This is a genomic window from Afipia massiliensis (genome assembly GCF_001006325.2).
In the GTDB taxonomy this organism is placed as follows: Bacteria; Pseudomonadota; Alphaproteobacteria; order Rhizobiales; family Xanthobacteraceae; genus Afipia; species Afipia massiliensis_A.
On record NZ_LBIA02000001.1, the window covers coordinates 2,300,793 to 2,317,406 of the forward strand.

10 protein-coding genes are annotated in these 16,614 nt (G+C 63.3%); 5 read left to right on the forward strand and 5 right to left on the reverse strand.

Translation table 11 applies throughout. The features are described 5' to 3' along the window. Positions 1–33: 33 nt before the first annotated feature. Together YH63_RS10990 and gltB are read right to left on the reverse strand one after the other, a co-directional pair. On the reverse strand, positions 34–1,491 hold the full coding sequence (locus tag YH63_RS10990; RefSeq protein ID WP_046827574.1) for a glutamate synthase subunit beta: 1,458 nt from the start codon (positions 1,489–1,491) through the stop codon (positions 34–36). Positions 1,492–1,569: 78 nt separating this feature from the next. Beyond that, complete coding sequence (gene gltB / locus YH63_RS10995) at positions 1,570–6,288, reverse strand: glutamate synthase large subunit (RefSeq protein ID WP_046827573.1); 4,719 nt, start codon at positions 6,286–6,288, stop codon at positions 1,570–1,572. A gap of 483 nt (positions 6,289–6,771) precedes the next feature. Here gltB and YH63_RS11000 point away from each other — a divergent pair, with 483 nt between their 5' ends. Together YH63_RS11000 and YH63_RS11005 are read left to right on the forward strand one after the other, a co-directional pair. Further along, a complete protein-coding gene (locus tag YH63_RS11000; RefSeq protein ID WP_137325178.1) occupies positions 6,772–8,559 on the forward strand; it encodes a hypothetical protein in 1,788 nt (595 codons plus the stop codon). 168 nt (positions 8,560–8,727) lie between these two features. Continuing rightward, positions 8,728–9,606, forward strand: coding sequence for a hypothetical protein (locus YH63_RS11005; RefSeq protein ID WP_046827570.1), 879 nt, complete (start codon positions 8,728–8,730; stop codon positions 9,604–9,606). A gap of 77 nt (positions 9,607–9,683) precedes the next feature. Here the strand turns inward: YH63_RS11005 and YH63_RS11010 are convergent, their stop codons facing one another. Beyond that, complete coding sequence (locus tag YH63_RS11010; protein ID WP_046827569.1) at positions 9,684–10,139, reverse strand: Hsp20 family protein; 456 nt, start codon at positions 10,137–10,139, stop codon at positions 9,684–9,686. Between the two features lie 297 nt (positions 10,140–10,436). Between YH63_RS11010 and YH63_RS11015 the strand changes: the two genes are divergently transcribed. From YH63_RS11015 to YH63_RS11025, 3 genes are all read left to right on the forward strand, one after another. Next, positions 10,437–11,384: an alpha/beta fold hydrolase gene (locus YH63_RS11015; protein ID WP_046827568.1), complete on the forward strand. Its 948-nt coding sequence runs from the start codon at positions 10,437–10,439 to the stop codon at positions 11,382–11,384. 219 nt (positions 11,385–11,603) lie between these two features. Next, on the forward strand, positions 11,604–13,004 hold the full coding sequence (locus YH63_RS11020; protein WP_046827567.1) for a selenium-binding protein SBP56-related protein: 1,401 nt from the start codon (positions 11,604–11,606) through the stop codon (positions 13,002–13,004). Between the two features lie 33 nt (positions 13,005–13,037). Then, a complete protein-coding gene (locus YH63_RS11025; RefSeq protein ID WP_046827566.1) occupies positions 13,038–13,712 on the forward strand; it encodes a hypothetical protein in 675 nt (224 codons plus the stop codon). A 37-nt stretch (positions 13,713–13,749) separates the two neighbouring features. Here the strand turns inward: YH63_RS11025 and YH63_RS11030 are convergent, their stop codons facing one another. Both YH63_RS11030 and YH63_RS11035 read right to left on the reverse strand, forming a co-directional pair. Next, positions 13,750–15,123 carry a M16 family metallopeptidase gene (locus tag YH63_RS11030; RefSeq protein WP_046827565.1) on the reverse strand — a complete coding sequence of 458 codons (1,374 nt, stop codon included), beginning with the start codon at positions 15,121–15,123 and terminating at the stop codon, positions 13,750–13,752. Beyond that, positions 15,120–16,514 (reverse strand): M16 family metallopeptidase, encoded by a 1,395-nt coding sequence (locus YH63_RS11035; protein ID WP_046827564.1) that lies wholly within the window; start codon positions 16,512–16,514, stop codon positions 15,120–15,122. Before YH63_RS11035 ends, YH63_RS11030 begins: the two co-directional genes overlap by 4 nt. Positions 16,515–16,614 lie beyond the last annotated feature (100 nt).

Below are 16,614 nucleotides of genomic sequence, written 5' to 3' on the forward strand. Positions count from 1 at the left end.
GGGATAGTAGGCCGAACGCTCTCCCAAATCCGCTCAGCGCGGCAGCGTGGTCGTGCCCATCAGATGCTGATCGATCGCGGCGGCGCACTGGCGACCTTCGCGGATCGCCCAGACGACGAGCGACTGCCCGCGGCGCATGTCGCCGGACGAGAACACCTTCGGCACCGAGGTCTGGTAGTTGTTGGTCGAGGCGCGCACGTTGCCGCGCGGATCGAGTTCGACGCCGAGCTTCTTCAGCAGACCTTCATGCACCGGATGCACGAAGCCCATCGCCAGCAGAACCAGTTCGGCCTTCAGTTCGAATTCGCTGCCGGGTACCGGCTGGAATTTGTCGTCGACGTGAACGCAATGCAGCTTCGCGACCTTGCCGTCACCGCCGGAGAACTTCTGGGTCAGCACGGCGTATTCGCGGATCGCGCCTTCGGCCTGGCTCGACGAGGTGCGCATCTTCAGCGGCCAGTTCGGCCAGCTCAGTGCCTTGTTCTCGCGCTCGGGCGGCGCCGGCATGATTTCAAGCTGCGTCACCGATTTCGCGCCCTGACGAATCGACGTGCCGATGCAGTCGGAGCCGGTGTCGCCGCCGCCGATCACCACCACGTCCTTGCCGGTGGCGAGGATCTCGCGGACGTCGCCGAGCGGCTCGTTGCCGACCCGGCGGTTCTGCTGCGGCAGGAAATCCATCGCGAAATGAATGCCGTCGAGCTCGCGGCCCGGGATCGGCAGATCGCGCGACGCTTCCGCGCCGCCGGTCAGCGCGACCGCGTCGTAGACCTTGAGCAGATCCTGCGGCTCGATCGCACCGGCATAGGAGCCGCCGACCGGCGTATTATAGTGGAAGGTGACGCCTTCGGCTTCCATCTGCGCCACGCGGCGGTCGATGATGCCCTTTTCCATTTTGAAGTCGGGAATGCCGTAGCGCAGAAGTCCGCCGGCCTTGGCGAACTTCTCGAACACATGGACATCGTGACCAACGCGTGCGAGCTGCTGCGCGGCGGCGAGGCCTGCGGGACCGGAACCGACCACGGCGACTTTCTTGCCGGTCTTTTGCGGGGCGATCTCAGGCTTGAGCCAGCCGCTGTCCCATGCGCGGTCGACGATGGCGCATTCGATGGTCTTGATGGTCACCGGGTTGTCGTCGATGTTCAGCGTGCAGGAGGCTTCGCACGGCGCCGGGCAGATGCGGCCGGTGAACTCGGGGAAGTTGTTGGTCGAGTGCAGGTTGCGCGACGCTTCTTCCCAGTTGCCGTTGTAGACGAGATCGTTGAAGTCCGGGATCTGGTTATTGACCGGGCAGCCGGGCGTGCCCGGCTGCACCGAGCCTGTGCCATGGCAATAGGGAATGCCGCAATTCATGCAGCGCGCGGCCTGATCGCGCGTGTCCCTCTCGCTCAGTGGAATGACGAATTCCTTGAAATCCTTCACCCGTTCCGAGACCGGCGTGTACTTGCGGTCGTGACGCTCGATCTCAAGAAAACCTGTAGGCTTACCCATTTACCCCGACGCCTCTGAATTGTCCGGTTGTCGTTTCGGGGCGCGCGCCTGGCGCAACCCCGGAGTCATGTTTGCCGCTTACGCCCCGATCGCAATCAGGGGCTCGTCGGGCTCGCGCGATTTCATTTCTTTCAATGCGCGGCGGTATTCGACCGGCATGATCTTGCGGAACATCGGCAGATACTGCTTCCAGTTCGCAAGGATGTGCTGCGCCCGCGCCGAGTTGGTGAGCTTGGCGTGCCGCGTGATCAGGATGTGCAGCCGTTCGACGTCCTCGCCGAGCAGGTTGGAGAACACATCGACCCGGCCATGCGCCTCGAGATCGCCCGACGAATGGAACGCGTTCGCGTTGACCATTTCCTCGGACAGGATCGGCTCAAGCTCGACCATCGCCATGTTGCAGCGTTTTTCGAACGTGTTGTCTTCGTCGATGACGTAGGCCACGCCGCCGGACATGCCGGCCGCGAAGTTGCGTCCCGTCTTGCCGAGCACCACGACGATGCCGCCGGTCATGTATTCGCAGCAGTGATCGCCCGCGCCCTCGACCACGGCGATTGCGCCGGAGTTGCGAACCGCGAAGCGCTCGCCAGCGACGCCCTGGAAGTAGCATTCGCCTTCGATGGCGCCGTACATCACGGTGTTGCCGACGATGATCGACTCTTCCGGCACGATGCCTGAGTTCTTCGGCGGCCGGACGATGATGCGTCCGCCCGACAGACCCTTGCCGACATAGTCGTTGCCTTCACCTTCGAGATCGAGGGTGACGCCGCGCGCCAGCCACGCGCCGAACGCCTGACCTGCCGTGCCCTTGAGGCTGACATGGATGGTGTCGAGCGGCAGGCCGGTGTGGCCGTAGGTCTTGGCCACGAGGCCGGACAGCATCGCGCCCGCACTGCGGTCGGTGTTGTGGATTTCCGCCTCGATCTTCACCGGTGCGCCGCGGTCGATCGCCGCCTGCGCTTCCTTGATCAGGGTGCGGTCGAGCACGTTGTCCAGATGATGGTCCTGCGCCTCGGCGTGATAGATCTTCTGGCCGGGCAGGGCCTTCTGCTTGAAGAACAGCTTCGAGAAGTCGAGGCCCTTGGCCTTCCAGTGCGCCACCAGCGTCGTCTGATCGAGCATCTGGCTCTGGCCGACCATCTCCTGGAAGGTGCGGTAGCCGAGCGAAGCCATGATCTCGCGGACTTCCTCGGCGACGAAGAAGAAGTAGTTGATGACGTGCTCGGGCTGACCGGTGAAGCGCTTGCGCAGCACCGGGTCCTGGGTGGCGACGCCGACCGGGCAGGTGTTGAGATGGCACTTGCGCATCATGATGCAGCCCGCCGCGATCAGCGGCGCGGTGGCGAAGCCCATTTCGTCCGCGCCCAAGAGAGCGCCGATCACGACGTCGCGTCCGGTGCGGAAGCCGCCGTCGACCTGCACGACGATGCGGCTACGCAGCCGTTCGCGCACGAGGGTCTGGTGGGTTTCGGCGAGGCCGATTTCCCACGGCGAACCGGCGTGCTTGATCGAGGTGAGCGGCGACGCGCCCGTGCCGCCTTCGAAGCCGGCGATGGTGACGTGGTCCGCGCGCGCCTTCGCGACGCCGGCGGCAACGGTGCCAACGCCGATTTCGGAGACGAGCTTGACCGAGACCGCGCCGTCCGGATTGACGTTCTTCAGGTCGTAGATGAGCTGCGCGAGATCTTCGATCGAGTAGATGTCGTGATGCGGCGGCGGCGAGATCAGGCCGACGCCCGGCGTCGAGTGACGCACCTTGGCGATGGTCGCGTCGACCTTGTGGCCGGGCAATTGTCCGCCTTCGCCGGGCTTCGCGCCCTGCGCCATCTTGATCTGCATCATGTCGGAGTTGACGAGATACTCCGTCGTCACGCCGAAACGTCCCGACGCAACCTGCTTGATGGCCGAGCGCATCGAATCGCCGTTCGCCATCGGCTTGAAGCGATCCGCTTCCTCGCCGCCCTCGCCGGTGTTGGACTTGCCGCCGATGCGGTTCATCGCGATCGCCAGCGTGGTGTGGGCCTCGCGCGAAATCGAGCCGAACGACATCGCGCCGGTGGCGAAGCGCTTGACGATCTCCTTGGCCGGCTCGACTTCATCGAGCGGCACCGGCTTGCGCTTGTCGTCCTCGGCGGTCTTGATCCTGAACAGGCCACGCAGCGTCAGCAGCTTCTCGGCCTGCTCGTTCAGCACCTTCGCGAAGGCACGATAACGATCCTCCGAGTTGCCGCGCACCGCATGCTGGAGCAGCGACACGGTTTCGGCATTCCAGGCATGGTCCTCACCGCGCGAGCGGTAAGCGTACTCACCGCCGACATCGAGCGCGGTCTTGTAGACCTGCGCGTCGCTGAACGCGTCGGTGTGGCGGCGCACGGTTTCCTCGGCGATTTCGGCCAGACCGACGCCTTCGATGCGGGTGTGGGTGCCGGCGAAATACTTCGCGACGAAATCCGCCTTCAGGCCAACGGCGTCGAAGATCTGCGCGCCACAATAGGACTGATAGGTCGAGATGCCCATCTTCGACATGACCTTGAGCAGGCCCTTGCCGATCGACTTGATGTAGCGCTTGACGATTTCCTTGTCGTCGAGCTTGGCGGGCAACTGGTCCTTCATCGCGATGATGGACTCGAACGCCAGATAGGGATTGATCGCTTCGGCGCCGTAGCCTGCAAGGCAGGCGAAGTGATGTACTTCGCGCGGCTCGCCGGATTCGACAACGAGGCCGACCGACGTGCGCAGGCCGACGCGGATCAGGTGGTGATGCACGGCGGCGGTCGCGAGCAGCGACGGAATCGGGATCCGGTCCGAGCCCGCGGCGCGGTCCGACAGGATGATGATGTTGACGCCTTCGCGCACCGCAGCTTCGGCGCGGCCGCACAGTTCTTCCAGAACCTGCTCCATGCCCGCAGCGCCGAGGCCGGCGTGGAACGTGGTGTCGAGCGCGCGCGACTTGAAGTGATTGTCCGCGACGTCGGAAATCGAGCGGATCTTTTCGAGATCCGCGTCGGTCAGGATCGGCTGACGCACTTCGAGGCGCTTGGTCTTGGACAGACCTTCGATGTCGAACAGGTTCGGGCGCGGGCCGATGATCGAGACGAGGCTCATCACCAGCTCTTCGCGGATCGGATCGATCGGCGGGTTGGTCACCTGCGCGAAGTTCTGCTTGAAATAGGTGAACAGCGACTTCGGCTTGCTGGACAGCGCCGACAGCGGCGTGTCGGTGCCCATCGATCCCGCGGCTTCCTCGCCGGTGGAGGCCATCGGTGTCATCAGGACGGCGAGGTCTTCCTGACTATAGCCGAACGCCTGCTGGCGATCGAGCAGCGACAGGTTCGATCGCGCCGCCTTGGCGGGCGCGTCCTTCATGTCCTCGAGCACGATCTGGGTGCGGTCGAGCCATTCGCGATAGGGGTGACTCTTGGCCAGTTCCGCCTTGATCTCGTCGTCGGGAATGAGCCGGCCTTCCTCGAGATCGACCAGCAGCATCTTGCCGGGCTGCAGGCGCCACTTGGTGATGATCTGGTCTTCCGGAATCGGCAGCACGCCCATTTCCGACGCCATCAGGATGCGGTCATCCTTGGTGACGAGATAGCGCGCCGGACGCAGGCCGTTGCGGTCGAGCGTCGCGCCGATCTGGCGACCGTCGGTGAAAGCGATCGCGGCGGGACCGTCCCACGGCTCCATCAGGGCGGCGTGATATTCGTAGAACGAGCGGCGTTCTTCGCTCATCAGGGGATTGCCGGACCACGCCTCGGGAACGAGCATCATCATCGCGTGCGACAGCGAGTAGCCGCCCTGCACAAGGAATTCGAGCGCGTTGTCGAAGCAGGCGGTGTCCGACTGTCCCTCGTAGGAAATCGGCCACAGCTTCTCGATGTCCTCGCCGTACTTCTCGGACGACACCGAGGCCTGACGCGCGGCCATCCAGTTGACGTTGCCGCGCAGGGTGTTGATTTCGCCGTTGTGCGCGACCATGCGGTAGGGATGCGCCAGCGACCACGCCGGGAAGGTGTTGGTCGAGAAGCGCTGATGCACCAGAGCCAAAGCGGATTCGAAATCCGGCTCGTGCAGGTCGGGATAATACTTGCCGAGCTGGTCGGCGAGGAACATGCCCTTGTAGACCACGGTGCGGCACGAGATCGACACCGGATAGTAACCGGCGAGCGCGCGTTCGCGGCGCTGATAGATCGCGTTCGAGATGGCCTTGCGCAGGATATAGAGGCGGCGTTCGAAATCTTCTTCGTCCGCGCAGTCGCCGCAGCCGATGAACACCTGCATGCAGTTCGGTTCGGTCGGCTTCACGGTTTCGCCGAGCGAGGAGTTGTCGGTCGGCACGTCGCGCCAGCCGAGCAGCAGCAGGCCTTCGGACTTAATCTTGTCGGCGACGATGCTCTTGATCACTTCGCGCCAGGGCTTCTCGCGCGGCATGAACAGCGCGCCGACGGCGTACTGGCCGGGGGCAGGGAGCGTGAAGCCGGCTTCCTTCGCCTTGCGCGAAAAGAATGCGTGCGGAATTTGTACGAGGATGCCTGCGCCGTCGCCAGCGCGCGGATCGGCGCCTACAGCGCCACGATGTTCCAGATTGCAAAGAATGTTGATCGCGTCGGACACGATCTGGTGCGATTTCTTGCCCTTGATGTTGGCGATGAAGCCGACGCCGCACGAGTCTTTCTCAAGGGTGGGATCGTATAGACCTTCAGCAGCTGGACGCCAGTTATGCTCGCGGTTGGTCGAGCCCGGATCAACTGCCGGGATGCCATCTTTGATTGCGTCACGCTCGAAGTCTGACCCGCTCATTCTCATCCTCACGCCTCTTTAGAGGCAGTCTATTTTAACCCATTTTGGCCGCAGCTTCGGCGTTCGCGGTACCCTTGGGAATCTCCCTGGGCCACCGCTCGCGCTGTCACGAGCCTCGCTTTAGAAATTGCAGCTCGCGCGCGCCGTTTCCAGCTGCCGTGCGGCCTGCCTGCATTCCGGGCGCTGCAAACGCCATGCCGAACATACCCGGAAAATGGGACAGCAGTCCTGTCCTACCGCCGAGATTGCCAAACTTTTTCCTATCACACAAGCGCGTGAGAGTCCCCGCTACCATGCCGGACTTGCGCCCGGTCCGGAGACCGCCCCGATTTCGGATTTGCAAACCAAAATCGGATACTTCTGGTCTTTTCGGACGCCAGAGCCTGATTCATGAACGTGGAGTTGAAGCAAAAGACCGGCACGGCTTCACCTTCGCCACAGGCGCAGAATCCCGATCGGAACGGGGTGCAGGCCGGGTTCGTCGTGACCGCGCTCGGCGTTCTGTATTTGATCTATCTGGCGATCTACCTGCCCTTCCTGCCAATGGCGGGCGGCACGGTCGGTCATGATTACGGGCTGCATTTCCCGAACCTGCTCACCGGTTTCTATTGGCACTTGCAGAACGGCCTGTTCGCCATTCCGTGGTTCTCGCCCAGCCAATGCGGCGGCTTTCCCTATTTTCCCGATCCGAACGTGGCCTATGTCTCGGTCCCCCAGTTTCTGGTCTTTGTCGTATCGCCCATGCCGGCGGTCCAGCTCACGTTCCTGCTTTTCTCGCTGATCGGTCTCGTGGGTTGCTACATCCTGATGCGCTGTGGATTTCGCTCGTCCCGTGTCGCCGGCGTGCTGGCGGCGGGATTGTTCCTTTTCAACGGCTTCTTCGCCGCCCGGATGCTGGTCGGGCATCTGACGTTCCACGCTTTCGCACTGACGCCGCTGATGATCGCGGCTCTGCTGCCCGGCCTTCCGGATCGCCATGAATCGGCTCAGTCGCGCTTCAGGCTTGCACGCGCTGGATTTGCTGTACGCGCATGCATCGCCGGGCTCTGCCTTGCCTATATGTTCCAGTCAGGAATGGTGCATGGCATCCCACCGGTCCTGTTGGCGACGGTCATCATCATCCTGATTCATGCCTTGTGCTTTGGCTGGAATTGGCAGCCGTGGCTTTTGCTCGCGGCGGCGGGCCTGTTGTCCCTGGCGCTTTGCGCGGGCAAGCTGGTTTCCGAACTGGCCCTGTTGTCGAACTTCCCGCGCGACGACTATCCGCTTCCCGGCATTGTCAGTCTCTGGACGGCACTTCGGGCCATCCTGCAGGCGCTTTTTCTGTCGCCGCCCGGAGATGCCGCCGAGATCATAACAAACTCGATGTGGCTGCTTGAGCGGCACGAGTGGGAGTATGGGGTCTCAATCGGGGCGGCGCTCGTGCTCCTCGCGATCGCTGCGGTCTTTGTCTCCCGCAGGCGCCACCTTGCGCCTCTCGCAACTGATCGCATGTTGGTTCTCTGTGGCATCCTGCTCCTGTTGCTGCTGCCGATTGCGATCAACTGGTATCAGCCGGCATGGAACGGGCTGCTGAAGTCGCTTCCGTATTTCGGCAACAGCAGCAACCTGCTGCGTTTTTTCAGCACCTATATTCCGGTCGTGATCGTGGTTGTGGGTCTGGCACTGGATCGGCTGCCGATCGGCGATCCGTCCGGGCGGTCCATCCGGCTGCTGCTTGCCGGAGGCGGCCTGTGCGCGATGGTGCTGCAGAGTATCGGAACGGACCGGAGCTACTACGCCGAGAAGACGTATCCCATTGCTCCGGTCGAAGCGGCATACGCCCGCGCCAGCGCCACGCGGACTATCCCGAGCATCAAGGCCATCGGCGGTAACGGCGACCGCCCCTCGATGACGTCGAATGACGCCATGATCGATGGCAGCTCGCAGCGCTATTGTTACCAGCCGTTGTTCGGATATCAGCTCGAGAAGTTTCCAGTCGCGCCGTTGCGGTCGGGACCCGTGATCGATCCTGCCCGTCAGGACATCAACTTGAAAAATCCTGCATGCTATGTGTTTCCAGCTCAGAACAACTGCAAACCCGGCGATCATTTCAAGCTCGCAGAGCTGGATAAAGCCGTGGCGTTTTTAGCCTACCGCCCCTTTGCCTTCGAACAGCCGCTCAGACAAAAATTGGCGACCTGGCTCAGCCTGATTGCGATGATCGGGGTGATCGCGACGCTTTTCGCGGCCTCGGCTGTTGCCCTCATGAAGCGAACCTCAGGACGTTAGAACGACTGATGGCGGCCATGCTGCCCCTGTCGCCCTCATGACCGCCTCAGGATTGAGGCAATCCTGCCGCCGTCCGGTCCAAGCTCTGCCGAATTCGGAAACGACTTTTAACCTCTGATTGTGGGGAGCCCGGGCGGGTCCGGGACACTGGATGGGAGGCCATGGGCGATGACATTGTTTTCGAGGGGACCGTCGACCGGGCGGGCCGTCGCGGCCGGCGCGTTTTTTGCTGCCATTGCGGCTTTCAGCTCGCCGATGCTTGCCGCAGACGACTTTCCGGTGGTGGGCGACATCCGGATCGAAATGCCGCGAATCCTGGAGGATGATGGCCCAACGCCGCCGCCCGAGGGCCGTTACGTCGGGCGCTATGACGAACAGCCTTATCCACAGCGGCCCTATGCAGGTTCTTATCGTCCCGGGCCTTATGGGTCGGGGTCCCATGCGGCAATCCCCTCGGCGCGCAACCTGCGTTCCGCACCGGCGGCGCGGCCAATGCTGCCGCCCGAACAGGTCGTGACCGTTCTGCGCTCAAGCGGCTACTCGCCGCTCGGCCGGGTTACCCAGCGCGGCTGGATCTACACCGTTGCCGCGTTCGATCGGTATGGTGACGACGGCCGCCTGATCATCGACGCCCGCACCGGGCAGATCATACGCTTCATCCCGGCTCAGGCCGTCGATGAGCGGATCATGGGGGTCTACGGCCCGCCGCCGACAGTTTACGCCGGCTATGAAAACCGGCGCGGATCGCTGCTGGATCTGCGAAATGCTCCGCGCCCGCCGAACGCTGTGCCGAAGTCGGCGCGGCGTTCTCCAAAGGCGGCCACCCAGACCGCACAGCCGTCACCGGGTGGAACCGCCCCCGCACCACAGGCGGCGGCTCCTGCGCCGGCGGCCGCGCCCTCGGCGGAACCTGCGGCGAAGCCAGCGGTGGCCGAGGCCAAGCCGGCAGCGGCGACGGTCGGGGCGGCAGGGCCGTCCGCGGCTGCGCCGTCCACGCTGAAACTGTGGCCGACGCAGGCGATGCCGGACGTTCAGCCGCTGCAGTAAGGGCTGCGCTCCACACAAAAAAACGCCCCGGGGCACCGGGGCGTTGGTAGTTTCAGGAGGTTCGATAAGCCGATGGCTTAGGCCGCGGCCTGCTCGGTCACCTGCGGCGCAGAGGTGGTGATCGGAATCTGGCGCGGCTTTTTCGCTTCGGGAATCTCGCGAACGAGATCGACGTGGAGCAGGCCGTTCTCGAGCGAGGCGTTCTTCACCTGCACGAAGTCGGCAAGCTGGAACTGGCGCTCGAAGGCGCGCGACGCGATGCCGCGATAAAGCACTTCGCCGGACTGGCCGTTCTCGTTGGCGGCTTTTTCGCCCTTGATCGTCAGGGTGTTTTCCTTGGCGACGATCGAGATTTCATTCTGGGAGAAGCCGGAGACGGCGACTGAAATCCGGAAATTGTTCTCGCCGGTGCGCTCGATGTTGTAGGGCGGATAGCCCGACGAGCCGTCGCCGTTCGCTTGATCGAGCAGCGAAAACAGGCGGTCGAAACCGACGGTGGAACGGTAGAAGGGGGTCAGGTCAAACGTACGCATGTTAGTCCTCCAAGTGAGCGACCGGCGCGTTTTCAGGCGGGACGGACTTGATCCGGGCCATGCTCGCGTGAGCAACGTCCCCTTAAGACCGTCTCGCATGCACAACGCGCCACTCTTTTGCAAAGAGCAGACAACCCGCCATTGGGCCGGGTTTTCGTTCTGCGTGCAGCCTTAACTGGCCTGCACGAAACTGATATGGGAGGGGCCTCGTGACGTTCAAGAGGGTTCCCGACCCCTCTTTTTGTCCGCAATATCCCTCCCGAATTTGATGTTTCCTTTTGGCTGATCGGCCCCCTAATGACGCTCGTCTCCATTCCTGCCAATCCCGTTCCCGACAATGTTGTCTCCGGCACCATCAAGACGCCCGATGGCGCGGAGTTGCGCTTCGCGCGCTGGCAGCCGCCGGCCAACCGCAAGGGCACGGTCTGCGTCTTCACCGGGCGCGGCGAGAGCATCGAGAAATATTTCGAGACCGTGCGCGAACTGCGCGAGCGCGGCTTCGCTGTGGCGATGATCGACTGGCGCGGGCAGGGACATTCCTCGCGGCAACTGCGCGATCCCCGCAAGGGCTATGTCCACAGGTTCTCCGACTTCGAGGTCGATGTCGAAACCTTCGTGCAGCAGGTGATGCTGCCGGACTGTCCGCCGCCATATTACGCGCTGGCGCATTCGATGGGCGGCGCTGTGCTGCTGCGGGTCGCGCATTCCGGCAAGCGCTGGTTCGACCGCATCGTGCTGTCCGCGCCGATGATCGACCTGCCGGGCTACGCCACCAAATTGCCGACGCGCATCCTGGTGCGCACGCTGCGCTGGATGGGGATGGGCGGCAAGTATGTTCCGGGCGGCAATGGCGAACTCACCGGCACCGCGAGCTTCGCCAACAATCCGCTGACGTCGGATCCGGTGCGCTATGCGCGCAACGCGGCGATCTACGAGGAAGACCCGACGCTCGGCATCGCGTCGCCGACGGTGGCGTGGGCCGACAGCGCATTCCGGGCGATCGTTGAATTCCGCGAGGCGCGTTATCCGTCGCAGATCAGGCAGCCTATCCTGATGATGGCCGCGAGCAGCGACACCATCGTCTCGACAGCCGCCATCGAGGAATTCGCCTACCACCTGCGCGCCGGATCGCATCTGGTGATCGCGGGCTCCAAGCACGAAATTCTGCAGGAACAGGATCGCTACCGGCAGCAGTTCTGGGCGGCGTTCGACGCCTTCGTGCCCGGCACGCCGCTGTTCAAGTAGCGGCCAGCGGAACATCATACGCGCTCGTTCGTGAACGCGAGGAACGGGAACATTTTCCTGCTCGTCGCGATCTTCTTTTTCGGGCGTGCGGTGCTAAGGTGCCCGCCGGCGGGCCGGCTGCTCGCCAAGCGCTCAACAGGTCATTCTCTTTCTGCACTTTCTGCAAACTCGCTTCCGCATGCCGTGTGGCATTGCGGGTCGACACAGGGAGGTAGTGCGATGACGATGAGGCCCGATCCGACCTTTCACGCATCACCGAAGCTTGCGATGGAAGCTCCCCCCGAAAACTTTGCCTATACGCTGCTGCTCAGTCCTGATTTCTCGAAGCCCGATGCGCTCGCTGTGATCGACGTGAAGCCGGGCTCGCCCAGCTACAGTCAGGTCGTCCATACGGTGACGATGCCGAACAAGGGCGACGAGTTTCATCATTTCGGTTGGAACGCCTGCTCGTCCGCTTTATCGCCGCTCACGGGTCATGCGTTCGTCGAGCGGCGCTATCTGATTATCCCCGGAATCCGGTCCTCGCGCATTTACATCGTGGATACCAAGCCTGATCCGACCAAGGCGAAGATTCACAAGATCATCGAGCCCGAAGAGATTTTCAAAAAGACAGGTTACTCGCGGCCTCACACCGTTCACTGCGGGCCGGAAGGCATTTACGTCAGCACGCTGGGCGGTGGCGGCAAGGACGGCACCAATGGGCCGCCCGGCGTTTTCATCATGGACTGCGAGACCTTTGATGTTCTCGGGCGCTGGGAGATCGATCGCGGACCCCAGACGCTGCACTATGATTTCTGGTGGAATCTGCCGCGCGATTACATGGTCACCAGCGAGTGGGGACTGCCGCCGCAGTTCGAAAATGGAATCGTGGCCGAGGACCTGTTGTCCAACAAGTATGGCCATCGAATCCACTTCTGGGATCTTCGGGCCCGGCGCAACGTTCAGACCATCGATCTTGGCGCCAACCATCAAATGGCGCTCGAAGTCCGGCCTGCGCATGATCCCGTTCGCGAGTACGGTTTCCTTGGCGTCGTGGTCGATACCACCAATCTCGAAGGTTCGATCTGGACCTGGTGGCGCGAGGGCGGACAATTTCACATCGAAAAGACGGCGACGATTCCGGCTGAACCAGCGCCCAAGGAAAAGCTTCCGCCGCTGCTGCAGGGCTTTGGCGCAGTGCCGCCGCTGGTCTCGGACATCGACCTCTCCATGGACGACAGGTTTCTCTATGTGTCGTGCTGGGGAACGGGCGAGATGCGTCAGTACGATGTCAGCGACCCAAGGAAGCCGAAGCTTGCGGGCTCCGTGCATATCGGCGGCATCGCGCGCCGCGCGCCGCATCCCAACGGCAAGGTGTATGCCGGCGGCCCGCAGATGGTCGAGATCAGCCGCGACGGCAAGCGCGTGTACTGGACCAACTCGCTCTATTCGACTTGGGATGATCAATTCTATCCCGACGGTATTCCGGGTGCCGAGGTGATGGCCAATGTGAAACCGGGCGGCGGTCTCGAACTCGCAAAGGATTACTGGCTGAGCTTCCCCGACGGCTACCGCGCGCATCAGATCCGGCTTGATGGCGGCGACTGTTCGACGGATTCATTCTGCTATCCGTCGGTCTAGTGTGATGCGAACTTCGGATTCAGGACACCAGCTTTGAGTGCTGCTGACTGGACACCTGCTGGACTTTGGCTGGCTGTTGTCGTGAGCGGCATCTATCACGGCGTGAATCCCGGCATGGGCTGGCCATTGGCCGTCTCTGCCGGGCTCATGGACAAAAGCCCCCGCGCCCTGATCGCGGCGCTATGGCCGCTTTCGATCGGCCATCTGTTGGCTGTGCTGTTGATCGTTCTTCCGTTTGCACTGCTTGCTGCTTTGATCACATGGCAACGTCAGATCCAGATCGGCGCAAGTCTCCTGGTAATTGCGTTCGGTATTTTCCGGCTCGTCAACCGGCGTCATCCACGGACGCTGGCGCGGATACGGCCGACGCAACTCGGGCTCTGGTCCTTCGTCGTCGCGATTGCGCACGGCGCGGGGCTGATGCTGGTTCCGATCTATCTCGGGCTCTGCCGCGTCACTGAGACCGACAGCGGCCACACAGCGACAAGCGTTCTGATCGGCGCCAATCTCGGCACGGCGGTGCTGGTCACCCTTGTCCACACGGCTGCGATGATTGCGGCCGGCGGATTGTGTGCATGGCTTGTCTATCGCTATCTGGGACTCAGATTCGTATCACGGAGCTGGTTCAATCTCGATGCGATATGGGCCGCGAGCCTGATTCTGGTGGGCGCTCTGGCGCTCGCGATCAATCTGGCGGAGCATCACTAGCTCCGTCGCAACGTGCTGCGCGCCGATGAGTCGATGGCTAGTTCGCCTTCGGCGCGACGCCGGTTGCCGGTGGCGCCGCCGCCTGTGCTGCGCGGCCGACACTGACACTCAGGAGACCTTGGCCCCAGATCCGCTTGGCGACGCGCTTGGTATCTTCCAGCGTGACCGCATCGACGATGGCGTTACGCTTTTCGATATAGTCGATGCCGAGATCGTCAAGCTGGTACTGCAGCAGCGCGCTGGCGAATTTCGACGAGGTGTCGAGCGCCAGCATCTGCGAGCCCTTGAGATAGGACTTGGCCTCATCCAGTTCTTTCTGCATCGGGCCTTCATTGCCCATGCGCGCGATTTCGCTGGCGATGGTGTCGAGCGTCTCCTTCGCCTTGTCGGCGCGGGTGGCGGTGGAGCCTGCGAACAGCGACGACTTCTTCATCCAGATCAGGGATTCCGACACCGAATAGACCAGCCCGCGCTTTTCGCGGACCTCCTTGTAGAGCCGCGTCGACAGCGTGCCGCCGCCGAGAATGTGATTGACGATGTAGGCGGCCATGAAGTCGGGATCGTTGCGCGCAATGCCCGGCCCGCCGAAGTTAACCGAGGTCTGCGGCACATCCAAGATGGCCGTCGCCTGCTGCGGCGGCTTGGCGGCTTCCACCGCAGGGACCGGCGTGAGATTGCCCTTGGCGGGCAGCACACCGAACGTGTCGTCGAGCAGCTTGCCGAGCGCTTCGGGCGTGATGTCGCCGACAACCGCGATCTTCAGTGCGTCCCTGGCGATCACGCGCTTCGCATAATCCTTCAGGTCGGCGGACTGGATCGCCGGAAGGCTTTCGAGTGTGCCGTTCGGCGGGCGCGCATAGGGATGCGTGCCGTAGGCCTGTTCCCAGAATTTGCGGCCAGCGATGGACACCGGATTGGTGGTCTCGCGGCGCGCGCTCGACAGCATCTGCGCGCGGACGCGCTCCAGCGGCTCGTTGTCGAACCGCGCGGCGGTCAGGGCTAGTTTCAGCAGGCCGAAGGCCTCGCCGCTGTTTTCCTTCAGCATGCGCATCGAGCCGCGCAGGTAGTCGCGGGTCACCGAAAAATTCATCTCGATGGCGCGGCGCTCGAGGCGTTCATGAAACGCCTTCGAATCCAGATCTGCGGCGCCTTCATCGAGCATGTTGGCGGTGAACGATCCGACGCCGGGCTTGTCGGCTGGGTCCTGCGACGAGCCGCCGGCGAAGGCATATTCCATCGCGACCAGCGGGACGGTCGCGTCCTGCACGAACCAGGCTTCGATGCCGCCGGGCGACACCACGCGCTGAACCTTGGCGGCGGCGGACGCCGGGGTCACAGATGCCGCAAGCGACGTGGCGGCAGCGAGAAAAGCGGCGGCGAGAGACGGAAGTTGGCGGCGAGTGACGATCACGAACGTTTCTCCTCGCGCTTCGCGCTTGTCGCCGCCGGTTCCTTGATCAGGTAGCCGGTGGCGGATCGCTTCTTGTCGAGCCATGTCTGCGCTGCCTCGCGCACCCGTTCGGCAGTGACGGCGCGGATGCGGTCGGGCCACGCCCGGACATCGTCGACGCTGAGGCCGACGGTGATCGCCGCGCCGTACCAGCGCGCCAGCGTGGTCTGGCTGTCCTGCGCGTAGATCGCCTGAGCGATCATCTGGGTCTTGACGCGTTCGAGTTCTTCGGCCGGCACTGGGCTCTGCGCCAGCTTGGCGATCACGTCATCGATCGCCTGCTCGACCTGCGGAAATTCCACGCCCGGTTTCGGCGACGCGGAGATTCCGAACTGGGTCGGATCGACGCCCGTGCCCTGGTACCAGGCGCCGGCGCTGACCGCGAGCGGCTTGTCCACCACCAGCGCGCGATACAGCAGCGAATTGCTGCCGGTGCCCATCAATTGCGCCAGCACTTCGAGCGCGGCGCCTTGCGCAGGCGCAGCGGTGACCGAAGACGGTACGAGATAGTAGCGGCGCACGCTCGGCTGTTCGACGCGCGGATCGGCCAGCGTCACCGTACGCGGCCCGGCAGGCGTGGGTTCCTGCGGCCTGATCCGCTGCGGTGGGATCGCGGGCTGCGGCGGGATCTTGCCGTAGGCGGCCTCGACCATCGGGCGAACCTCGTCCACGCTGACATCGCCGGCGATCACAAGGGTTGCGTTGTTGGGCGCGTAGAAGCGCTTGTAGAAGGCGAGCGCGTCCTCGCGGTTCAGCTTCTCGATTTCCTGGCGCCAGCCGATCACCGGACGGCCATAGGGATGGTTGAGGTACAGCGCCGCCATGATCTGCTCGGTCAGCCGCGCATCGGGGCTGTTGCCGACGCGCATGTTGTACTCTTCGAGCACCACGTCGCGCTCCGGCAGCACGTTTTCATCCTTGAGAATGAGGCCGGTCATGCGGTCGGCCTCGAATTCCATCATGGTCGCGAGCTTGTCGCGCGACACGCGCTGGTAATAGGCGGTGTAGTCGTAGGAGGTGAAGGCGTTCTCGTTGCCGCCGATGCGCGAGATGAGTTGAGAGAACTCGCCGGCCGGATGCGCGGCGGTGCCCTTGAACATCAGGTGTTCGAGAAAATGCGCCAAGCCTGACTTGCCCGGCGTCTCGTCGGCCGAGCCGACCTTGTACCACATCATCTGCGTGACCACCGGCGTGCGGCGATCGGGGATGACCACGACGTGAAGGCCGTTGCCGAGCGTGAAGGTCGCCGGCGCCGTCGCGGTTTGCGCCATTGCGGTGTGAGCCGCGGCCGGCGCGAGCAAAAGGCCAAGCGCTGCGGCAGCGCGGACAAGGGAGAGGCGGAAAGCTGTCATGGTGTTCTACCGGATCGCAGATTTATCGCCCGGGAGACATTCAAATCCGCGAGAGGCGACGCTGCGGGACCTGAAACGATCGCCACTTGAGCGATCGTAC